Annotated in this window: 20 protein-coding genes; 11 read left to right on the top strand and 9 right to left on the bottom strand. The window is 71.4% G+C overall.

The window, feature by feature from the left end:
• Positions 1-76: 76 nt before the first annotated feature.
• The 3 genes from OO67_RS20235 to OO67_RS20225 all read left to right on the top strand — a co-directional run bounded on the left by OO67_RS20235 (position 77) and on the right by OO67_RS20225 (position 3,602).
• Complete coding sequence (locus OO67_RS20235) at positions 77-1,027, top strand: adenosine kinase (protein WP_033302407.1); 951 nt, start codon at positions 77-79, stop codon at positions 1,025-1,027.
• A gap of 299 nt (positions 1,028-1,326) precedes the next feature.
• Positions 1,327-2,220, top strand: coding sequence for an endo alpha-1,4 polygalactosaminidase (locus OO67_RS20230; RefSeq protein WP_033302405.1), 894 nt, complete (start codon positions 1,327-1,329; stop codon positions 2,218-2,220).
• Between the two features lie 374 nt (positions 2,221-2,594).
• Complete coding sequence (locus tag OO67_RS20225) at positions 2,595-3,602, top strand: MsnO8 family LLM class oxidoreductase (protein ID WP_033302543.1); 1,008 nt, start codon at positions 2,595-2,597, stop codon at positions 3,600-3,602.
• A gap of 3 nt (positions 3,603-3,605) precedes the next feature.
• On the opposite strand, the gene OO67_RS20220 is transcribed toward OO67_RS20225, so the two are convergent.
• The 4 genes from OO67_RS20220 to OO67_RS20205 form a co-directional block, all read right to left on the bottom strand.
• Positions 3,606-3,995, bottom strand: coding sequence for a DUF2267 domain-containing protein (locus OO67_RS20220; protein ID WP_033302542.1), 390 nt, complete (start codon positions 3,993-3,995; stop codon positions 3,606-3,608).
• A gap of 168 nt (positions 3,996-4,163) precedes the next feature.
• Positions 4,164-4,355: a DUF6381 family protein gene (locus OO67_RS20215; RefSeq protein WP_033302541.1), complete on the bottom strand. Its 192-nt coding sequence runs from the start codon at positions 4,353-4,355 to the stop codon at positions 4,164-4,166.
• A gap of 112 nt (positions 4,356-4,467) precedes the next feature.
• Positions 4,468-5,088 carry an L-threonylcarbamoyladenylate synthase gene (locus tag OO67_RS20210; RefSeq protein WP_033302404.1) on the bottom strand — a complete coding sequence of 207 codons (621 nt, stop codon included), beginning with the start codon at positions 5,086-5,088 and terminating at the stop codon, positions 4,468-4,470.
• 492 nt (positions 5,089-5,580) lie between these two features.
• Positions 5,581-6,942: an FAD-dependent oxidoreductase gene (locus tag OO67_RS20205; protein ID WP_033302402.1), complete on the bottom strand. Its 1,362-nt coding sequence runs from the start codon at positions 6,940-6,942 to the stop codon at positions 5,581-5,583.
• A gap of 320 nt (positions 6,943-7,262) precedes the next feature.
• Between OO67_RS20205 and OO67_RS20200 the strand changes: the two genes are divergently transcribed.
• Positions 7,263-7,706: a nitroreductase family deazaflavin-dependent oxidoreductase gene (locus OO67_RS20200; RefSeq protein WP_033302401.1), complete on the top strand. Its 444-nt coding sequence runs from the start codon at positions 7,263-7,265 to the stop codon at positions 7,704-7,706.
• 252 nt (positions 7,707-7,958) lie between these two features.
• Here OO67_RS20200 and OO67_RS20195 read toward each other — a convergent pair whose 3' ends face one another.
• From OO67_RS20195 to OO67_RS20185, 3 genes are all read right to left on the bottom strand, one after another.
• The gene (locus OO67_RS20195) at positions 7,959-8,888 is read right to left on the bottom strand and encodes a DUF6807 domain-containing protein (protein ID WP_033302400.1); all 930 of its coding nucleotides are present in this window, start codon (positions 8,886-8,888) and stop codon (positions 7,959-7,961) included.
• Positions 8,885-10,045, bottom strand: coding sequence for a Gfo/Idh/MocA family protein (locus tag OO67_RS20190; protein ID WP_033302399.1), 1,161 nt, complete (start codon positions 10,043-10,045; stop codon positions 8,885-8,887). Before OO67_RS20190 ends, OO67_RS20195 begins: the two co-directional genes overlap by 4 nt.
• Positions 10,046-10,151: 106 nt before the next feature.
• Positions 10,152-11,126: an acetylxylan esterase gene (locus tag OO67_RS20185; RefSeq protein WP_033302397.1), complete on the bottom strand. Its 975-nt coding sequence runs from the start codon at positions 11,124-11,126 to the stop codon at positions 10,152-10,154.
• Between the two features lie 130 nt (positions 11,127-11,256).
• Here OO67_RS20185 and OO67_RS20180 point away from each other — a divergent pair, with 130 nt between their 5' ends.
• Positions 11,257-11,532 carry a DUF2087 domain-containing protein gene (locus OO67_RS20180; RefSeq protein WP_033302395.1) on the top strand — a complete coding sequence of 92 codons (276 nt, stop codon included), beginning with the start codon at positions 11,257-11,259 and terminating at the stop codon, positions 11,530-11,532.
• A 105-nt stretch (positions 11,533-11,637) separates the two neighbouring features.
• On the opposite strand, the gene OO67_RS20175 is transcribed toward OO67_RS20180, so the two are convergent.
• Complete coding sequence (locus tag OO67_RS20175; protein ID WP_033302393.1) at positions 11,638-12,462, bottom strand: aldo/keto reductase; 825 nt, start codon at positions 12,460-12,462, stop codon at positions 11,638-11,640.
• A gap of 484 nt (positions 12,463-12,946) precedes the next feature.
• Between OO67_RS20175 and OO67_RS20170 the strand changes: the two genes are divergently transcribed.
• Positions 12,947-14,248, top strand: coding sequence for an alpha/beta fold hydrolase (locus OO67_RS20170; RefSeq protein WP_033302391.1), 1,302 nt, complete (start codon positions 12,947-12,949; stop codon positions 14,246-14,248).
• 10 nt (positions 14,249-14,258) lie between these two features.
• Here OO67_RS20170 and OO67_RS20165 read toward each other — a convergent pair whose 3' ends face one another.
• Entirely contained in the window at positions 14,259-14,831 is a 573-nt protein-coding gene (locus OO67_RS20165) for a rhodanese-like domain-containing protein (protein ID WP_033302389.1), read from the bottom strand.
• A 212-nt stretch (positions 14,832-15,043) separates the two neighbouring features.
• Between OO67_RS20165 and OO67_RS20160 the strand changes: the two genes are divergently transcribed.
• The 5 genes from OO67_RS20160 (at position 15,044) to OO67_RS20140 (ending at position 19,869) form a co-directional block, all read left to right on the top strand.
• Complete coding sequence (locus tag OO67_RS20160) at positions 15,044-15,775, top strand: PIG-L deacetylase family protein (RefSeq protein WP_033302387.1); 732 nt, start codon at positions 15,044-15,046, stop codon at positions 15,773-15,775.
• 107 nt (positions 15,776-15,882) lie between these two features.
• Positions 15,883-16,491, top strand: a complete 609-nt coding sequence (locus tag OO67_RS20155) for a helix-turn-helix domain-containing protein (protein WP_382055895.1) — start codon at positions 15,883-15,885, stop codon at positions 16,489-16,491.
• A gap of 101 nt (positions 16,492-16,592) precedes the next feature.
• The gene (locus OO67_RS20150; RefSeq protein WP_033302385.1) at positions 16,593-17,561 is read left to right on the top strand and encodes an NADPH:quinone oxidoreductase family protein; all 969 of its coding nucleotides are present in this window, start codon (positions 16,593-16,595) and stop codon (positions 17,559-17,561) included.
• Entirely contained in the window at positions 17,558-18,751 is a 1,194-nt protein-coding gene (locus tag OO67_RS20145; RefSeq protein WP_033302384.1) for an acyl-CoA dehydrogenase family protein, read from the top strand. Before OO67_RS20150 ends, OO67_RS20145 begins: the two co-directional genes overlap by 4 nt.
• Complete coding sequence (locus OO67_RS20140) at positions 18,748-19,869, top strand: acyl-CoA dehydrogenase family protein (protein WP_033302382.1); 1,122 nt, start codon at positions 18,748-18,750, stop codon at positions 19,867-19,869. Before OO67_RS20145 ends, OO67_RS20140 begins: the two co-directional genes overlap by 4 nt.
• Positions 19,870-19,987 lie beyond the last annotated feature (118 nt).

The following is a 19,987-nucleotide window of genomic DNA, read 5'->3' as shown; positions in this document are numbered from 1 at the left end:
GACGACTGCACGGACCGGGGCGACCCGGCGGAGCGAGACGGCACGAACCACCGAAGCGAAAGGCACGACCACCTGCATGCGCAAGCAGACCGACGTTCTCGTACTGGGCGGGGCGGGAGTGGACACCATCGTCCATGTCCCTGAACTGCCGCTCCCTTTCGCCGACAGCTACATGATCCGGCCGGGCATCGAGACCCGCGCGGGACAGAGCGGTGACTTCGTCGCGCTCGGGCTGCACACCCTCGGACTGCGTACGCATCACCTCGACATGATCGGCGACGACCACGAGGGGGACCTGGTCCGCGCCCTCCACCGTGACCGGGGCATTCCGCTCACCGAGGCCCCCCTGCGGGGCGGCACCAGGCGCGCGGTCAACCTCGTCGGCCCGGACGGCCGGCGGCTGTCCCTGTACGACGCCGCCCGCTCGGACGATTCGGACCGGTTCGACGAGTCGACGGTCCGCGAACTCGCCGCTGTCACCCGTCATGCCCATGTCGTCATCACGCAGCCGTGCGCCTTCACGCTGCCGGTGCTCCGCGAGGCCGGGGTGACCATCTCCACCGATCTGCACAACTGGGACGGCGTCGACTCCTACCACGAAGCGTTCGCCGTCCAGGCAGACGTGGTGTTCCTGTCCACCACCGCGCTCACCGACACCGAGCGGACCATGCGTGACATCGCCGGACGAGGAAGGGCGCGGACCGTTGTCGCGACCGCGGGCGCCGAGGGGTCGTACCTGCTCCACGACGGAGAGCTGACGCACACGCCCGCTGTCACTCCGCCCGCTCCGGTGGTGGACTCCAACGGCGCCGGCGACGCCTTCGCCTCCGGATTTCTCCTCGGGCTGCTGGCCGGCGAACACCCGCGACGCTGCGTCCTGTACGGGACGGTGGCCGGTGCCCACGCCTGCACCGTGCCCTCGACACGCACCGATGCCATCGGCCGGGAGGAACTGCTCGCCACGGTCGCCGAGTTGGAAACGGGGTGTGCGGCCGAGGGCGACCTGCCCGCCGCCGGGCCTGCGTGAGGGAGGGCCCGGCTCCCCGGGGAGCCCTCGGGAGGTGAGCCCGGCCCAGCGAAGAACTGCATGGTCACGGCGACAGGGGGCCTTCAGAACAGCGGCAGCTCCACCACCTCGGTGCGCCGGCCAACCGGCGGCCTCGCCCCGGGCACCTCTCGGCCGTCGTGGCCGGGGCCCCACTTCCGGGTTGGCCCGGCGCATACCCCGCGCCCCTGGCAGGACCGGCGCCCCCGGGGTACCGGACCCGGGGGCCGTGACGGAGGATACGTAGATCCTCTTCCGGATCCCTGACACCTGGAGTACGTGTGGCCGGCCGCGCCCATTCCCCGTTCTTCCGCCACAGGCGCGTGGTGGCCGCCGTGGCCACGGGCCTGGTCTCCGCCCTCGGGGCGGGTGTTCTGGCGGGCTGTTCCGTCGGGGGCGGAGCGTCCGGGGGAGCCGAGCCCGGGCAACGGAGGACGAAGGCCGCCGACGTGCTCCTGCCGACGGCCGGAATGCGGTTCGACTATCAGATCGGCGAGGGCTACGAACCGCCTGACGGAGTGCGGGCGGTGTCCCGCGACCGCGAGGACGAGCCGGCCCCCGGCCTGTACAACGTCTGCTACGTCAACGCCTTCCAGACGCAGCCCGGCTCACTGGAGTGGTGGCAGGACACCCACCCCTCTCTCCTGCTGCGTGACGGCGACGGGGAGCTGATCATCGACGAGGGCTGGGACGAAGTCCTCCTGGACACCTCGACGGCCGCCCGGCGTGCTCAGCTCGCGGAGATCGTCGGGGACTGGATCGACGGCTGCGCCGAGAGCGGCTTCCAGGCGGTGGAGCCGGACAACCTCGACTCCTTCGAACGTTCGAAGGGCAAGCTGACGAAGGAACACAACGCCGCCTTCGCCGGGACGCTGGCGTCAAGGGCGCACAGCGACGGCCTTGCGATCGGGCAGAAGAACACCACGGACCTGCTCGACCGGCATGCCGAGATCGGCTTCGACTTCGCGGTGACGGAGGAATGCGCCCAGTTCGACGAATGCGACGCCTACGCCGACACGTATGCCGACCGCGTCTTCGCGATCGAGTACGAGGGCGAGGGTGATGTGGGCTTCGACGAGAGCTGCTCCGCCTGGGGCGACAGGATCTCCCTTGTTCTGCGTGACCTCGATGTGCTCCCCGCGGGGGAGAAGGGCCACGTGTTCCGGACCTGCTGAGAACCGGCCGGGGCGAGGGCGGGATCACCGGTCCCGAACGGCCGGGAGGCTTCGAGCGGGAGATCAGGCACACCCCGGGTGATCCCGGCGTCCGCCCAGCCGCGGCACGTCGGCCGCCACCAGGGAGAGGCCCGCCGGACCGTGGACCGCGACAAGCTGACCGGAGCCCGCGCCCGGAGCCGGCCCGGCCTCATCACGGACGCGCCTCGGCAGCCCGGAAGTCCACGCTCAGAAGTCCACAGGCTCGCGGATGAGCGGGCAGCGGGCAGGCCATGCACTGTCCGCCGAGGGGGAAGACGCGCCCCCCGCGGGCCCTGCGGGTGTCCCGGGACGCCGGCGGGGAATCCCGGCGCGCCCGCGGCGTTGAACCGGGAGTGAGCTCTTCCATCGCAACGACCCGGTTCTCCTTCCTCGACCGCTCCCGCACCCGCGAGGGGCACGACGGCCCGCAGGCGCTACGTGACACCGTGACACTGGCCGCCACGGCCGAGGCCCTCGGGTACCACCGTTTCTGGGTGTCCGAGCACCACAGCGTGCCCGGCGTCGCCGGTTCGGCGCCGACCGTGCTGGCCGCTGCCGTCGCGGCCGCCACCTCCACCATCAGGGTGGGAACCGGCGGGGTGATGCTCCCGAACCATCAGCCCTTCGTCGTGGCCGAGCAGTTCGGCGTTCTCGCCTCGCTCTTCCCGGGCAGGATCGACATGGGCCTGGGGCGTTCGGTCGGCTTCACCGACGGGATCCGCAGAGCCCTCGGCCGGGACAGGCAGGACGCCGACGCCTTCGCCGGGCAGCTCGCCGAACTCCTCGGATGGCTGGACGGCACCCAGCAGGCCCACCCTCAGGTCCACGCCCGTCCTGCCGAGGGGCTGCGCGTACCCCCGTACGTCCTGGCGACCGGTGAAGGCGCCGCCGTCGCGGCGGCGGCGGGCCTGCCCCTCGTCGTCGGCGATCTCCGCGGCCGCGAGAAGCTGATGCGGGCCGTCGACGTCTACCGCAGCGGGTTCCGCCCCTCCGCGTGGGGCCGGGAGCCGTATGTGATCGTGTCGGGCACCGTCGCGGTCGCCGGCACCGAGGAGGAGGCGCGGCGACTGCTGGTCCCCGAGGCCTGGTCCATGGCGTACTCGCGCACCCACGGGTCCTTCCCGCCGCTGGTATCGGCGGAGCGGATCGAAGCGCTGGCCATGACCGAGAAGGAGCGCAGGCTGTTCGAGAACGGGCTGGAAGGACACCTGGCGGGGACCGAGGACAGGGTGAGGGCCGGACTCGAGCTGGTGATCGAGGAGACCGGCGCCGACGAGGTGCTGGTCACCACGAGCACGTACGACCGTGAGGCGCTGGTGGACTCGATGCGGCGGCTTGCGCGGATCGCCGGCCTGGGCTGAGGGTCAGCCGCTGTTGGGGTGGCCGAAAAGAAGATCGTATCCAGGGGGCAGCTGCAGCAGGAGGCGTTCGAGCAGTTCCTCACCCGAGGCGTCGGCCACCACGCTGAGCACGGCACCGGTGTCCCAGGCCGCGGTCTGCTCGCTCGCGCCTTCGATCCAGGCGGATACCGCGCGCACGAAACGCTCGGAGCTGAGGGGCTCGGCAGCCTGGAGAGGGTTCAGGAGGATGAGCGCGAAGGTCTCCGGCAGCCGGGCGGCCAACTCGTTGCGCTCCTCGCCGACCAGATGTGCCCCGAGCAGCGCCAGCACCACGCGGGACGCGCGCTCCGCCTCCATGGCCGAGGGATAAGCGCCGCGTTCCTGGACGGCCTCCAGGAACTCATGCCATTTCATGTACGTCACCGGTTCCCCTTCGCGGAGCGCGGGCGGAGAGCGGGGCGGGGGAGGGGAAGCCCGTGCCCCGCCCTCCGCGCATCCACCGCATGTCACCTCAGTTCCGGTATTAACATGCCGCTCCGGTGGAGGCAAGTGGGACCTCGGCCCGCAGCCGCGCTCCCCGGTCTACTCCATGGGGTAGATGTCCCCGCTCGCCATGCCGCTGACCTGCACGCTCTGGGATTCGAGACGGTGGGCTTCGTCCTGGAGGCGTCGGCGTTCCGCGGGGTCGGTGGCCTGCTCGGCGGCCTTCTCGAGATCCTCGGCCTCGCCGCGCATCTGCTGGAGACGGCTCCGGACGTCATCTGACTCGCTCATGATCACTCCCTGGCACTGGGCGGAGCGGACCCCTCCACCGAACCAGGCACCCGGGGGTGCGCGCATCTCAGCGGGGGTGCCGGAAGCGCGGAGTGACCGTGCGGGCGGTGCCCTACTCGAAACGGGTCAGGTCGCCCGCTCCTCGCCGTACGACCTCCAGCTCGCCGCCGGAGAAGTCGATGACGGTGGTCGGCTCGGTGCCGCAGTCGCCCGAGTCGAGCACGACGTCCACGACATGGTCGAGGCGCTCCTTGATCTCCCAGCCCTGCGTCAGCGGCTCCTCCTCGTCCGGCAGGAGCAGCGTGCTCGACAGCAGCGGCTCACCGAGCTCGGTCAGAAGTGCCTGCGTGACGGTGTGATCCGGGATCCGGACGCCGACGGTCTTCTTCTTGGGGTGCAGCAACTGCCGCGGCACTTCTCTGGTCGCGGGAAGGATGAAGGTGTAACTGCCGGGTGTCGCCGCCTTGATCGTGCGGAAGACGTCGTTGTCGACCTGGACGAACTGGCCGAGCTGCGCGAAGTTCTGGCACACCAGGGTGAAGTGGTGACGGTCGTCGAGGTTCCGGATCGACCGGATGCGGTCGATCCCGTCGCGGCTGCCCAGCTGGCATCCCAACGCGTAACAGGAATCCGTCGGATACGCGACGAGTGCCCCGGACCGGATGCTCTCGGCCACGTTGGTGATGGTGCGGCGCTGGGGGTTTTCGGGGTGCACATCGAAGTACTTGGCCATCCGGCGAGTCTACGGCCTCGGGAAGCCGGCGTTCCGTTCACGGCGAGCGCGCGGGCGCACCGCCAGGTCCCGCGCGCCGGCGCTCGGTGAGCAGCTCCCGCGCGCCGTCCTCGATCCGGCGTCACGGGGCCGCGGCGCTGGGGCAGGCGGTGTACTGCTGCGTCCACCGACTCCTGCGGGGCCGAGGTCTCCGCGAGGGCTTTTTCGCCCCTGTGGTGGGTGCTGACGGTGAACCACGCGCCTGGGTGTGCGTCCAGGCGCATCGGGACGACGGCAGGCGAGGGCGGGCGCTGGTGGAGAAGCGGAGTGCGTCCGGTGGCTGGTGAAGGGGGTGGAGGCCGCGGAGCGCCCGCTGCCCAGGCCGCCTCTACGAGTGCCCGGTACTCGGGCACGCGTCGTCCTCGGAGCCTACGCGCGGCCCCGGACAAGCACCGCGCCCCTGCCACCCCTCGGGCAGGGATGACAGGGGCGCGGGGGGCGGCTCGTCGGCCGTCAGGCCCCGGACGCGTCCAGCATGGCCGCGCGGTCGACGACCTTGATGCGCTCACGGCCCTGTTCGGCGCCGAGCGCCTGCTCGTGGGCGTCCAGGCGGTGCCAGCCCTCCTTGGTGGTGTACCGGACACCGCGCTGCTCCAGGAAGTCGACGACGGCGTCGGGCGCGGGCTGCGTCGGCGCGGGCAGCCGGCCGGCGGCGTGGTCCTCCAGCACGCAGGCCACGGTCTCGTTGGCGTCGCCCTTGGTGTGTCCGATCAGGCCGATCGGACCCCGCTTGATCCACCCGGTGACGTACACGGAAGGCATCGGCTCGTCACCGGCCAGTACGCGTCCGGCAGCGTGCGGGACGGTGCCGGAGACCACGTCGAAGGGCAGCTTCGGGAGCTCCTCCGAGTAGTAGCCGACAGCACGGTAGACGCTCTGCACGTCCCAGTCCGTGTAGCGGCCCGTTCCCTTGACGTTGCCCGTGCCGTCCAGCTCCGTGCGCTCGGTGCGCAGCGCGACGACGCGGCCGTCGTCGCCGACGACCTCCACCGGAGACTCGAAGAAGTGCAGGAACAGCTTGTGGGGACGGTCGCCCACGTCCCGGATGGCCCAGTTCTCCAGGGTGGACGCGACCATGTTGGCCTGCTTGTTCTCCCGCCGGGTGGCGATCGATCCGTCGTCGTAGTCGATGTCCTCGGGGTTCACGATGACCTCGATGTTCGGCGAGTGGTCCAGCTCCCGGAGCTCCATCGGGCTGAACTTGGCCTGGGCCGGCCCGCGCCGCCCGAAGACGTGCACCTCCAGGGCCTTGTTCGCCTTGAGCCCGTCGTAGACGTTCGCCGGGATCTCGGTCGGAAGCAGCTCGTCCGCCGTCTTGGCGAGGATGCGCGCGACGTCCAGGGCCACGTTGCCGACCCCGAGCACGGCGACCTTCTCGGCCTCCAGCGGCCAGGTGCGCGGAACCTCCGGGTGCCCGTCGTACCAGGCGACGAACTCCGCGGCGCCGTAGGAACCCTCGAGCTCGATCCCGGGTATGTCGAGGGCGCGGTCGGCGTCGGCGCCGGTGGAGAAGATCACGGCGTCGTAGAAGGACCGCAGGTCGTCCAGGCCGATGTCGTTGGGGTAGTCGACGTTGCCGAACAGCCGCAGCTGCGGCTTGTCCAGGACCTGGTGCAGCGCCTTGACGATGCCCTTGATCCGCGGGTGGTCCGGAGCCACTCCGTACCGGATCAGGCCGAAGGGGGCGGGCATGCGCTCGAACAGGTCGATCGATACGCCCGGCTCCTGGGCGGCCTCGGACTTGAGAAGCGCGTCCGCTGCGTAGATTCCGGCGGGACCGGCTCCGACGATGGCGACGCGGACGGGGCGTGTCATGGAGTGTTGTTCCTTAGGGCGGACGACCACGGGCAGAGTGCAGCGGGGTAAGGCTTGGCTTACTCCGCTGCCCCCACGGTACGGCCTGTTCCCGGGAGTCCCTGGAGCGGGGCGAGGTGATAATTCGGAAATATATGGAGATATGCGCCCTAAAGGGGCTGGTTTCTGTGAGGGGAACCCCGCCCAGCCGTCTCACGGCTGTCCAGGGATTGAGACGGCGCGTGGCGGGCAGGCTGTGCCGGTGTCCCTGCGCGCTCCCTGGCCGTGCCGGAGCCATCATGGGCACACGACCGCAGCACTTCGACGAGAGGACATGAGCCATGCCGATCGAGGGCGAGTACGAGCCGAGCCCGACGACGTGGGTCCGTGAGCAGGTCGAGCTCATCGAGAGCTCCGGCGGAACGCAGGGGACCACTCTGCGCGGCATGCCCGTCATCCTCCTGACGACGCGGGGCGCCAAGAGCGGAAAGCTCCGCAAGACGCCGCTCATGCGGGTCGAGCACGACGGCGAGTACGCCGTGGTCGCCTCCCTCGGCGGCGCTCCCAAGCACCCCGTCTGGTACTACAACGTACGAGCCGACCCGGCGGTGGAGCTGCGGGACGGGACCGTACGGCAGGACATGGTCGCCCGCGAGGTCACGGGGGAGGAGAAGGCCCTGTGGTGGAGTCGCGCCGTGGACGCGTTCCCCGACTACGCCGACTACCAGGAGAAGACCGACCGGGAGATCCCGGTCTTCGTCCTCTCCCCTGCCGGGAAGAGCTGAGCCGGCGGCGAGGGGCGGGTCCGTGACTGCCCGGAGGGGGTGCGGATACTCCGGCCGGCCGGAGAGTCCGATGGGCCCGCCGGGCGCGGACGCGGACGGCGCAGCGGTGCGCGACGCCCTGGTGGAGCGCGACACCGCTCCGCCCGTCCGTCCACCCGCCGGGACGGGACGGGCGGACGGGTCGAGAGCGTCGCTGCCTTCCGGAGGGCGTCGCGCGCGCCTGCCCGGGGACCGGCGAGCTGGGTCGGGCCGTTACCAGGGGAGTCCGCCGACCGCGGAGGCGATCCGGTCGCGGTCCCAGGCCCCGTCGGCCACCAGCACCCGGTAACGGCGGGTCAGAGTCGCCCCCGGGGCCAGTGCCAGTTCCTCGTGGAAGGCGAACGAGGGGGCGACGGCCGCGAAGGGGGAGTTGCGCACGAACCAGTGCGCCGGATGCTCACCGGCCGCGCCGGTGTGGTCGTTCCCGGGGGAGTGGACGAAGACCAGCGTCGCGTGCCCGTCTGCTTCGTCGTGCTCACCGCTGAACGCGAGCCAGGGGGCCTGTTGCCCCATCATCTCCGGTCCCTCGGCGTCCGGACCGATGATCCGCCCGTCCCGGAACGCACGTGGCCCCCGCCAGAAAAGGCCGGTGTACCCCGCGTCCGGGCGGCCGTGCGTCGTCGGGCTGCCGAACCGCAGCGGCTCCTCGCGCCGGTTGGTGACCGCGGACGACCAGGTCAGCGCCCAGCTGCCTGCCACGTCATCGATGTCGTGCACCTCGATGCGACGCGTCTCCTCGGCCCAGACCTCCCCGCTGTGCGGATGCCAGGTCAGCCGCTCCGCGAGCCGGACCCCGCCGTCGTGCACCGACACCTCGTCGAAACCCGCGTGCGTCATGGACCCGACGCGCTCCGGCAGGGCGAGGTACCCCTCGCCGTGCACGTAGCTGTTGCCGCCCCACAGATTCGCCCCCGACAGATGCGAGGCCGTCATCTGCAACCCCTTGTGCCATCGGTGGTCGTTGGGCCGGTACCCGGTCACCACCTGGCCGGACAGTGTGCGCAAGGGATGGATGTACGGCTTGGGGGCCTCCCACGCGTCCTCGGCGCGGTAGACGTAACGCAGCAGTTCGACCCCGCTCGCCGTCGCGGTGACGGAGAGGTGGTCGCCGTGCCGGTGGACGAGTTCCACGGCCCTGGTCATGCCGGCACCTCCGCGGGTACTTCCCGCTCCGGCGCCCAGCCGGCGGCGTTGCCGTGCAGTGCGGCGTAGTACGGATCGCCGGGTCCGATCTCGCCCGCCCGTACGGTGCCCCCGGTGAAGGCCGCCTTGTACAGAGCGGTGACCAGCTCGAGGCTCTTGCGGCCGTCCGCGCCGCTGCTCCGCGGTCGGCGTCCGGCTCGCAGGTCCTCCAGCAGGCCTCTGAGCTGCGCCTCGTGCGAACTGGGCACGTCAGGCCCGAAGCCGCGCCAGGCGTCCGCCTCTTCGGACGTGATCCCGGGAGCGGGTGTGATCCGCCAGTCCGCGTTGCGATGTCCGTACAGGTGGGTCAGCTCGACCGTCGCGCGCTCGCAGTCGATCCGGATCCGGCTGACCTCGTCCGGGCTGAGCACGCTGTTCACGACGGTGGCCATCGCGCCGTTCTCGAAACGAATGAGCGCGGTGGAGACGTCCTCCGTCTCCACGTCGTGCACCAGTCGCCCGGCCATCGCGCGGATCTCCGCCCACGGCCCCATCAGGTCGAGCAGCAGATCCATCTGGTGGATGCCGTGTCCCATCGCGGGGCCGCCGCCCTCGCTGCTCCAGACGCCGCGCCAGGGGACGGCGTAGTACGCCTCGTCCCGGTACCAGGTGGTCTGGCAGTGGGCCACCAGCGGCCGTCCCATGGCCTGGGTGGCGAGCAGTTCCCGGACGTGGCGGGAACCTGATCCGAACCGGTGCTGGAACACGATCGCCGCGTACGGGCCGTTCTGCTGGGCCCCCTCCTCCGCCTCGATGGCGTCGAAATCCTCCAGCGAGGGGCAGGGGGGCTTCTCGCACCACACCCACGCCCCGGCACGCAGCGCGGCCACGGTCTGGTCGCGGTGGAACCGGGGCGGGGTGGCGAGGGTGACCAGGTCCGGGCGCTGCTCGGCGAGCATCCGGTCGAGGTCGGTGTACGGGTGGGCGATCCCCGCATCGGCGCAGAACGCCTCGACCGATGCCGCGTCGACGTCGACCGCGGCGACGATCTCCAACGGCTGACCGGAGGCGAGTGCGGTCAGCGCGGGCAGATGGCTGCCACGCGCGATGGCACCCGTGCCGACGATCGCGACCCGCACCGGTTCCCGGTGCGAAGGATTGCTGGTCGTGACAAACACCCCTTCAGGTGGAGATACGGGCACTCACCGGACAGCAAGCGCTTTCTCTCCGGGAAACCTAGGCTCCGCGCGCGAGACAGGTCAAGGGGTCCGAGTCATGCGTCCGTCAGGCCTTCAGCAGTCGCGGCAGCCTCGTGAGCTGCACCGCGTGCTGGAACGGGCCGCCGCCCTCGTGGTCGTTGAAGTCGTAGACCTCGATCTCCTTGTCGGAGTGGGCGTACGCGTTGAACGCGGCGAAAACCGTGGACGGCGGGCAGGTCAGATCCTCCAGGGCCACGGAGAACAAGGCCGGTGCCCGCCCCCGCGCGGCGAAGTGGACCCCGTCGAAGTAGGCGAGGGTCCTGTCCGTCTGTTCGGCCCTGCCCCGGTGCGTCTTGAGGTAGTCGCCGATCTCGCGGTACGGCTTGCGGTCGGTCATCCGGGTCGCCCGGGGGAAGTCGCACAGGAACGGCACGTCCGGTGCCACGGCCACCAGGTCGGGCACCAGCCCGCCGACCGCGAGGGCGAGACCGCCGCCCTGGCTCGCGCCTATCGCGGCGGTGCGCGACGCGTCGGCCAGCGGATGCGAACGGGCCGCCTCCACCGCGCGTACCGCGTCGGTGATCACCCTGCGGTAGTAGTACGTGGCAGGGTCCTCGATGCCCTGGGTCATGAATCCGGGCAGCGAGGGGCCCGAGCCCACCGGGTCCGAGGTGTCACCCGGTGCCCAGCCGCTGCCCTGACCCCGGGTGTCCATCACGAAGTGGGCCATGCCCGCCGAGGCCCAGAGCAGATGTGTGTGGGGCAGGCTCCGCCCTCCGCCGTATCCGATGAACTCGACGACCACCGGCAGCGGCTCCGTGGTGCCCGCCGGTATGACGAACCAGCCCTTGACGGGGTGGCCGCCGAAGCCGGCGAACGTCACGTCGTACACCTCCACGGTGACGAGCCCGAGGCCGGCGCACCGTTCGAAGCGGGCGTCCAGGTCGTGGGTTCTGGCCTCGTCGAGCGTGGCCGACCAGAACGCGTCGAAGTCCTCCGGCTCCACCGACCGGCTGCGGTAGGCGTGCAGTTCATCGAGGGGCAGATCGAAGAGGGCCATGCGGAACCGCCTCATGTCGCGGGGGTGAATGAATGGTCACACCGTACGACGGTCAGCCCGAACGTCAACCAGCTCTCGGATCGCGAGAAAACGCGTTGCCCGACGGGACGGCTCCTGCGAGGCTCCCGGCATGTCCGACACGGAACTCCGCGCTTCGCGCCAGGTGACCGCACTCTTCTCGGGCGGGCGCCTGGTGGCGATACCCCGGAAGCCCGCCCGCCGCGAGCAGTTGCTGGTGCATCTCGCGCACACGCTCTTCGAGCGCGACCGCGTCTACACGGAGCGCGAGGTCAACGAGGCGCTGCTCACCGTGCACGAGGACTGCTCGGCCCTGCGCCGCTACCTCGTCGTCGCCGGACTGCTGGAACGGCCCCGGGACGGCAGCAGCTACCGGCGAGGGCGGTAGCCGGCGCGAAGGCGCTTCACGCGTGCGGGAACGGCGGCCGGGCAGGCGCAGGGCGCCTGCCCGGATCCGATCGGCCGGCGGCCGCGAACGACTCCGCGGCGAGGTTCAGTTGAGGGTGTCGGGGTCGGGCCCCGTACGCATGCCGCGGTCCAGACCCGCGATCGCGTCCATGTCGGTGTCCGAGAGCTCGAAGTCGAAGACGTCGATGTTCTGCCGGATACGTGCGGGCGTGACCGACTTCGGGATCACGACGTTGCCGAGCTGAAGGTGCCAGCGCAGAACCACCTGGGCCGGTGTCTTCCCGTGGCGTCCGGCGAGGGAGACGATCACCTCGTCGTCCAGCAGGGCGCCCTGCGCCAGCGGGCTCCAGGCCTCCGTTGCGATGCCGGACTCCGCGTGCACGGCGCGCAGCTCGCTCTGCTGGAGCCCGGGGTGGAGCTCGATCTGGTTGACCGCGGGCACGAGGGAGCTCTCCTCCCGCAGACGGCGCAGGTGCGCGGGCTGGAAGTTGGAGACACCGGCGGCCCGGATCCGGCCGTCGGCCAGCAGCTTCTCCAGGGCGCGCCAGGTGTCGACGTAGAGCTCACGGGCCGGGGTGGGCCAGTGGATGAGATAGAGGTCCACGTGGTCGAGGCCGAGCTTCGCGAGGCTCGCGTCGAAAGCGGCGAGTGTGGAGTCGTAGCCCTGGTCCGCGTTCCACAGCTTCGTCGTGACGAAGAACTCCTCGCGGGCGAGGCCGGACTCGGCCAGCGCCCGGCCCACGCCAGCCTCGTTGCCGTAGACGGCGGCGGTGTCGATGGAGCGGTATCCCGCCTCCAGCGCGTCGGTGACCGCCGCGGTGGTCTCGTCGTCGGGGACCTGGAAGACACCGAAGCCGAGCTGCGGAATCGTGACGCCGTTGTTGAGCGTGACGGTGGGGACCGTGGACATGGTGATGCCTCTCGTGGTGTCGGGCCGAGCCGATCTGCGTACGATGGTTACTGGCGTCAACAATAATTGCACACGCGGGTTAATGGCAAACGCAGGTCAAATCTGCCGCTCCTTCCGCGTCGGTTCCGTCGGGGCCGGGACGCCGGGGAACCTCGCCCCGCCCCCTACGGCGGTACCCGCGTCGTGCTGCGGGTCGCCGGGAGGCTGCTTCGGCAGAGGTCCGACATGCGCATGTGCGCCGGCCCCGGCACGCGGCGCCGTCCTCCCGGCGCCCCGCACGGCGTGCGCTGCCGGCCGGCCGCGCAGGTGCGCTGGGCGGGCCGGCCCTCGCGTCGTGGCGGCCGGACGGACCTCGGCCGACCTGCTCGAACCGGGTCATGACTGCACCGTAGGAGCTGCCGGGGTGAGGCGCACACGGGCCGCGACCGGCCGGGGCATCGGGATGTGCTGGACTGTCCGGGAAACACCGGACACAGGAGTTCCCTTGCACAGCTATCGCCAGCCCGGCCTCGTCCTCACCGACCGACGGTTCACGGTCCCCCTCGACCACGACGATCCGGGCGGCGAGACGATCGAGATCTTCGGCCGCGAAGCCGTGGCGAGCGGTAAGGCCGCCGAGGGCCTGCCCTGGCTGGTCTACCTCGAAGGAGGCCCCGGCTTCGGAGCCCGCCGCTTCGTCGGCGCGGAGGCCTGGCTGGAGCGGGCGGTGCGGGAGTTCCGTGTGCTGCTCCTGGACCAGCGTGGCACCGGCCTGTCCACCCCCGCCAACCGTCAGACCCTGCCGATGCGCGGCGGTGCGCGCGAGCAGGCCGACTATCTCGCCCACTTCCGCTCCGACAGCATCGTCCGCGACTGCGAACTGATCCGCCCCCGGCTCACGGGCGGCGCGCCCTGGACCGTCCTGGGGCAGTCCTTCGGCGGCTTCTGTGCCGTCCGCTATCTGTCGGCCGCGCCGGAGGGACTCGAAGCCGTCCTGATCACCGGTGGACTGCCCTCGCTGGACGCGCATGCCGACGACGTCTACCGGGCCGGGTACCCGCGGATCGAGCGGAAGGTCGCCGCGCACTACTCCCGCTACCCGCAGGACGTCGCCCGTGCCCGCGCGATCGCGGCGTACCTGGCCGAGCACCGGCCGGACAGTGCGGGGCACACGCTGACAGCCGAGGGGTTCCAGTCCCTCGGCATCATGCTGGGCGCCGGCAACGGCAGTCACCAGCTGCACTACCTTCTGGAGAACGCGTTCGTCGAAGGCCCGCACGGCACCGAGCTGTCCGACGCCTTCCAGGAGGCCATGCGCGCCGCCACCTCGTTCGCCGGCCACCCGCTGTACGCCCTGATGCACGAGGCGATCTACGGCCAGGGCGCGCGGCCCACCGACTGGGCGGCGGAGCGGGTCCGCGCCGAGTTCCCCCAGTTCGACGCCGCAGCCGCGCTGGCGGGCGACGGCCCCGTGCTCTTCACCGGGGAGAGCATCCATCCCTGGCACTTCGACGTCGACCCCGCGTTGCGCCCCCTGCGCGAGACGGCGGAGCTGCTCGCCGCCCGAACCGACTGGCCCGTCCTGTACGACGCCGAGCGGCTCGAGGCGAACGAGGTTCCGGTGGCCGCCGCCGTCTATCGCGACGACATGTACGTGGACACCGCCCACGCGCTGCGCACCGCCTCCGCGATCAGAGGGCTGCGCACCTGGGTGACCAGCGAGTACGAGCACGACGGCGTGCGGGCCGGCGGCCCCCACGTGCTGGACCGGCTGCTCGCTCTCGTACGCGGCGAGAGCGACCGCTAGCGTTTCGCGGTCACCCCTGGAGGGCGTCCAGCGTGGCGTCCAGGCCGGCCGCCGAATGCGACGCGCGGTTGTACGGGAGCTTCGCGAGGACAGCGGCCATGCCGCAGGTGTTGCTCACCGCGGAGTAGACGAGACCGGCACCGACGCCTGCGGACAGCCAGCGTGCCGCCGGGAAGCGTCGGCCGGCCACCAGTCCGGCCACCACCAGCGAACCGGCGGCGAGGCGCACCTGGCGCTCCATCGGCCAGGTCGCGCGGGCGCCCACCGGCCGGTCCAGTTCGTGCCCGTCGCCCTCCCACGCGGAGGTACCGCCGGTCAGGGTGACGGCGGCTATGTCGGCGTCGGCGAGGATCTCGCACGCCCTGGTGGACCGCACGCCGGAGGCGCACACCACCAGCAGTGAGCCTCGTGCGGAGGCGGACTTCAGGGCGGGCACCGCTTGGGGCAGCCGGTCGAGCGGAACGTTCAGAGCACCGGGCACGTGCCCGGAGGCGTATTCGCCGGGGGCCCGCACGTCGATGACCGTGAACTCCTCCAGCCGGGTCGCGGCCTCGGAGGGGGAGAGGGAGGCGGGGCTTATCATGAGCGGTTTTTCCTTTCGGTCGCCGGAGCGGAGGCGGTCGGGGTCGTGCGCACTCCGGCACCCCGGACGGTGATGATACCCCCGGGGGTATGGTCTCCGGTTGGACGTGGCGGGTCTCCGGCACGTCCGACCGGAGCAACTCCTTGCCCCCTGCCCCGAACCGCTTCCGGAATTCACCCGTCCGCCCTCGTCGGCTGGATAGCCTGCCGCGTATGACGCAGCAGCTGGAGCCCATGCCCACGGACTGGCGCCGTGCGCTGGCGGTGGTCGCACACCCCGATGACCTGGAGTACGGCTGTGCCGCGGCCGTGGCCGGCTGGACCGACGAAGGGCGTGAGGTCACCTATCTCCTGGCGAGCCGAGGCGAGGCCGGGATCGACACGATCGCCCCTGAGGAGTGCGCGCCGCTGCGGGAGCGGGAACAGCGGGCGAGCGCGGCGGCCGTAGGCGTCGCCGCCGTGGAGTTCCTCGATCACCGGGACGGTGTCATCGAGTACGGCACGGCCCTGCGACGCGACATCGCCGCCGCCATCCGCCGTCACCGGCCCGAACTGCTCATCACCCTCAACCATCGCGACACCTGGGGCGGCGTGGCGTGGAACACCCCGGACCATCGCGCGGTCGGCCGGGCCACCCTGGACGCCGCGGGCGATGCGGGAAACCGCTGGATCTTCCCCGAGCTGGGTGAGCAGGGACTCGAGCCGTGGGACGGGGTGCGCTGGGTCGCCGTGGCGGGCACGGACCGGCCCACCCACGCGGTCGACGCGACCCCGGGGTTCGAGCGTTCCGTCCGGTCGCTGCTGGCGCACCGTACCTATATCGAGGTGCTGACGGACGAGGACCCGGAGGCGTACTGCCGTACGTTCCTCGCCGGCACCACCGAGGCGGCCGCCGAGCGCTTCGGCGGCCGCCCGGCCGTCACCTTCGAGGTCTTCGCCCGCTGACCGTCCGGAAGCGTAGCCCGGATCCCCGGCCGTCGGCTGCGTCCGGTTGGTGGGTCCAGGCACCTCGGGTGGGCATCCGATTGACAAACAGGATTGCTGATTCTGCAATGGACGGCATGAAGGAACAGAACGAGGGCGCCCCCGCGCTCGACGCCGTACTCACCGGGGTCGGCCCGCGGCTGCGACGGCTGCGCAAGGACCGTGGTGTGACGCTCGCAGGACTCTCCGAGGCCACCGGCATCTCCGTCTCCACCCTCTCCCGCCTGGAATCCGGTGGGAGGCGTCCCAGTCTGGAGCTGCTGCTCCCCATCGCCCGGGCCCATGAGGTGCCGCTCGACGATCTCGTCGGGGCGCCTCCGGTCGGCGACCCGAGGGTCAAGGCGAAGCCGATCGTGCACGGCGCGAAGACCTCTCTGCCGCTCACCGCCCGGCCCGGGGGACTTCAGGCGTACAAGGTCATACAGGAGGCATCCTGCACCGAGGTGCCCGAGCAGCGCACCCACGAGGGGTACGAGTGGCTGTACGTGCTCAACGGCAGGCTGAGGCTCAAGCTCGCCGAGCACGACCTGGTCCTGGCCCCAGGAGAGGCCGCCGAGTTCGACACCAGGCTCCCGCACTGGTTCGGCCCCGCCGACGACGAGCCGGTCGAGTTCCTCAGTCTCTTCGGGCCGCAGGGGGAACGGATGCACGTGAGGGCCAAGCCGAAGCGCTCCTGAACGAGTCCGGGCCGTCCGGCGCGAGGGTTCCCAGACGGGCAAGCGACCGCTTAGTATGCGGCGGAGCAGTGGTAATGCCGACAGTGTTGTGGAGGCCCCTCATGCAGGCATGGCGAGTGCACCGGAACGGCGAGCCCAGCGAGGTGATGGAGCTCGAGGAGACGGATCTGCCGACCCCCGGGGAGGGGCAGGTGCTTCTCAAGGTGCGCGCGGCGAACGTCAACTTCCCCGACGCGCTGCTCTGCCGCGGCCAGTACCAGGTGAGGCCTCCGCTGCCGTTCACCCCCGGAGTGGAGATCTGCGGTGAGACGGAGGACGGACGCCGGGTGCTCGCCACCCCCGCACTTCCGCAGGGCGGTTTCGCCGAGTACGTCGTCGCGGACGAGGCGGCCCTGCTGCCGGCTCCCGACGCCCTGGACGACGCGGAGGCCGCCGCGCTGCACGTCGGTTACCAGACCGGCTGGTTCGGCCTGCACCGCCGTGCCCACCTGCAGGCCGGTGAAACGCTGCTGGTGCACGCGGCCGCGGGCGGCGTCGGCAGTGCGGCCATCCAGCTCGGCAAGGCCGCAGGCGCCACCGTCATCGGGGTCGCCGGCGGCCCCGAGAAGACGGCGATCGCCCGCGAACTGGGCTGCGACGTGGTCATCGACCGCCGGAGCGAGGACATCGTCGCGGCGGTGAAGGAGGCGACGGGCGGACGAGGAGCTGACGTCGTCTACGACCCGGTCGGAGGTGACGCCTACGCCAAGTCCGTCAAGTGCATCGCCTTCGAGGGCCGTGTGCTCGTCGTCGGCTTCGCGAGCGGCGACATCCCCGCGCCCGGCCTCAACCACGCCCTGGTGAAGAACTACTCGATCGTCGGACTCCACTGGGGTCTGTACAACACCAAGGACCCCGCCGCTGTCAGGGCCTGTCACGACGAGCTCACGAAGCTGGCGGCACAAGGAGTGGTCAAGCCGCTGATCAGCGAGCGGGTCCCCATGGCCGACGCGGCGCGAGCCGTCCAGCGCGTCGCCGACGGCACCAGCACCGGCCGAATCGTCGTCCTGCCGTCAGGGGGCGCCCGATGAGCACCGCCATCGACGCGGCGCAGATCCGCCGCCGGACCCAGGAACTGCTGGCCGCTCACCCGCCGGCCACCACCGGCCGCACCGACTTCCTCCAGGCGCGTTTCGACGCCGGCCTGGCATGGGTCCACTACCCCGTCGGCCTCGGCGGACTGGACGCGTCGCGTTCCCTGCAGCCCGTCGTCGACGCCGAACTCGCCGCCGCCGGGGCCCCCGACAACGATCCACGCCGCATCGGCATCGGCCTCGGCATGGCCGCCCCCACGATCCTGGGTTACGGCACCGAGGAGCAGAAGCAGCGCTTCCTGCGGCCCCTGTGGGTGGGCGAGGAGGTGTGGTGCCAGCTCTTCAGCGAGCCCGGCGCCGGATCCGACCTGGCCGCGCTCGGTACGCGTGCCGTCAGGGACGAGGGGGGCGACTGGGTCGTCGACGGGCAGAAGGTCTGGACGTCCAGCGCCCACGTGGCCCGCTGGGCGATCCTGATCGCCCGCACCGACCCTGACGTCCCCAAGCACCAGGGCATCAGCTACTTCATCTGCGACATGACCGATCCCGGTGTCGAGGTGCGGCCGCTGCGCCAGATCACCGGTGAGGCCGAGTTCAACGAGGTCTTCCTCACCGGCGTACGCATCCCGGACAGCAGGCGCCTCGGTCCGGTGGGCGACGGCTGGAAGGTCGCCCAGACCACCTTGATGAACGAACGCGTCTCCATCGGCGGAGCCCGCATTCCCCGCGAGGGCGGAATGATCGGCACCGTGGCCAGGACCTGGCGCGAACAGCCGGCGCTGCGCACCCACGACCTCCACCAGCGGCTGCTCACGTTGTGGGTGGAGGCCGAGGTCGCCAGGCTCACGGGTGAGCGGCTGCGCCAGCAGCTCGTCGCCGGACAGCCCGGCCCCGAGGGCTCCGGCATGAAGCTCGCCTTCGCCCGCCTCAATCAGGAGATCAGCGGGCTCGAGGTCGAACTTCTGGGTGACGAAGGCCTGTTGTACAGCGACTGGACCATGCGCCGCCCGGAGATCGTCGACTTCACCGGCCGCGACGCCGGCTACCGGTATCTGCGGTCCAAGGGCAATTCCATCGAGGGCGGTACGAGCGAGGTCCTGCTCAACATCGTCGCCGAGCGCGTCCTCGGTCTGCCCGTCGAGCCGCGTAACGACAAGGACGTCGCCTGGAAGGATCTTGCCCGATGACCGCACAGACCGAAGCCGCCCAGGCACCCGACCTGCTCTACTCGGAAGCCGAGGAGGACCTGCGGTCCGCCGTGCGTTCACTGCTGGCCGGCCGGGCGGACGCGCCGGCGGTGATCGCCGGGATCGAGTCCGACACGCCGTACGACCTGCGCCTGTGGGAATCGCTCGCCGCAGGGATAGGAGCAGCCGGACTGCTGGTCCCGGAGAAGCTCGGCGGCCAGGGGGCCACCCACCGGGAGGCCGCCGTGGTCCTGGAGGAGCTCGGCCGCAGTGTCGCCCCGGCGCCGTACCTGACGAGCGCCGTCGTCGCGACCGAGATCCTCCTCGCCCTGGGCGCCGGTGACGGCCCGGTCGCCGGGCTCCTCGCCGAGCTGGCGGCGGGCCGCAAGGTCGCCGTACTCGCCCTGCCGTTCTCCACGCCCCCCGCCGACGGAGCCGCGGCGATGACCGGCACCCTGGAGCGGACCGTGACCGGCGTCGCCGAGGCGGAGGCGGCGGACGTCCTGCTGGTGCCCACCGCGGACGGCCTGTACGCGGTGGAGACCGGCGGGGACGGTGTCGCCGTACAGGCGCTCGTCCCGCTGGACCTGACCCGCCCGCTCGCCACGGTCACCCTGAGCGGAGCCGCCGGTACCCTGCTCGCGGACGCCGGTCCCGCTGCCGCGGCCGTGAGCAAGGGCCTGCTGGCCGGTGCCGGACTGCTCGCGTCCGAGCAGCTCGGGCTGGCCGAGTGGTGCCTGACCGAGACCGTCCGGCACACCCGCGAACGCCACCAGTTCAACAGGCCGGTGGGCTCGTTCCAGTCGCTCAAGCACCGGATGGCCCAGCTCTGGCTGGAGGTCGTGTCGGCGCGTGCGGCCGCCCGGAACGCCGCGGACGCGCTCGCGACGGGCAGCCCGGACGCCCCCCTCGCGGTGGCCGTGGCGCAGGCCTACTGCTCCAGGGTCGCGGTGAACGCGGCGGAGGAATGTGTCCAGCTGCACGGCGGGATCGGAATGACCTGGGAGCACCCCGCGCACCTGTATCTGAAGCGGGCCAAGGCCGACTCGATCGCGTACGGCACCGCGGGACGCCACCGCGAGACCGTGGCCGGGCTGGTGGAGCTCCCCGCTCCGTGAGGCACCTGCGGGGGCGCGTGAGAACGCGCCCCCGCACGTCGTGTCCGGCTCTCCGGAGCGGTGGGCGGGGGAACAGCAGACGCAGCGCAGCCGACGCGCGGACGACAGCCGTTCCAAC

It is taken from the genome of Streptomyces atroolivaceus (genome assembly GCF_000717025.1).
Lineage (GTDB): Bacteria > Actinomycetota > Actinomycetes > Streptomycetales > Streptomycetaceae > Streptomyces > Streptomyces atroolivaceus.
This window is presented reverse-complemented; position numbering and strand designations above follow the sequence as displayed.

Excerpts from the sequence above, each read along its gene's own strand:
- OO67_RS20235 (WP_033302407.1), top strand. The coding sequence starts at position 77 with ATGCGCAAGCAGACCGACGTTCTCGTACTGGGCGGGGCGGGAGTGGAC.
- OO67_RS20220 (WP_033302542.1), bottom strand. The coding sequence starts at position 3,995 with ATGAAATGGCATGAGTTCCTGGAGGCCGTCCAGGAACGCGGCGCTTAT.
- OO67_RS20215 (WP_033302541.1), bottom strand. The coding sequence starts at position 4,355 with ATGAGCGAGTCAGATGACGTCCGGAGCCGTCTCCAGCAGATGCGCGGC.
- OO67_RS20210 (WP_033302404.1), bottom strand. The coding sequence starts at position 5,088 with ATGGCCAAGTACTTCGATGTGCACCCCGAAAACCCCCAGCGCCGCACC.
- OO67_RS20205 (WP_033302402.1), bottom strand. The coding sequence starts at position 6,942 with ATGACACGCCCCGTCCGCGTCGCCATCGTCGGAGCCGGTCCCGCCGGA.
- OO67_RS20200 (WP_033302401.1), top strand. The coding sequence starts at position 7,263 with ATGCCGATCGAGGGCGAGTACGAGCCGAGCCCGACGACGTGGGTCCGT.
- OO67_RS20195 (WP_033302400.1), bottom strand. The coding sequence starts at position 8,888 with ATGACCAGGGCCGTGGAACTCGTCCACCGGCACGGCGACCACCTCTCC.
- OO67_RS20185 (WP_033302397.1), bottom strand. The coding sequence starts at position 11,126 with ATGGCCCTCTTCGATCTGCCCCTCGATGAACTGCACGCCTACCGCAGC.
- OO67_RS20180 (WP_033302395.1), top strand. The coding sequence starts at position 11,257 with ATGTCCGACACGGAACTCCGCGCTTCGCGCCAGGTGACCGCACTCTTC.
- OO67_RS20175 (WP_033302393.1), bottom strand. The coding sequence starts at position 12,462 with ATGTCCACGGTCCCCACCGTCACGCTCAACAACGGCGTCACGATTCCG.
- OO67_RS20165 (WP_033302389.1), bottom strand. The coding sequence starts at position 14,831 with ATGATAAGCCCCGCCTCCCTCTCCCCCTCCGAGGCCGCGACCCGGCTG.
- OO67_RS20160 (WP_033302387.1), top strand. The coding sequence starts at position 15,044 with ATGACGCAGCAGCTGGAGCCCATGCCCACGGACTGGCGCCGTGCGCTG.
- OO67_RS20155 (WP_382055895.1), top strand. The coding sequence starts at position 15,883 with ATGGACGGCATGAAGGAACAGAACGAGGGCGCCCCCGCGCTCGACGCC.
- OO67_RS20150 (WP_033302385.1), top strand. The coding sequence starts at position 16,593 with ATGCAGGCATGGCGAGTGCACCGGAACGGCGAGCCCAGCGAGGTGATG.
- OO67_RS20145 (WP_033302384.1), top strand. The coding sequence starts at position 17,558 with ATGAGCACCGCCATCGACGCGGCGCAGATCCGCCGCCGGACCCAGGAA.
- OO67_RS20140 (WP_033302382.1), top strand. The coding sequence starts at position 18,748 with ATGACCGCACAGACCGAAGCCGCCCAGGCACCCGACCTGCTCTACTCG.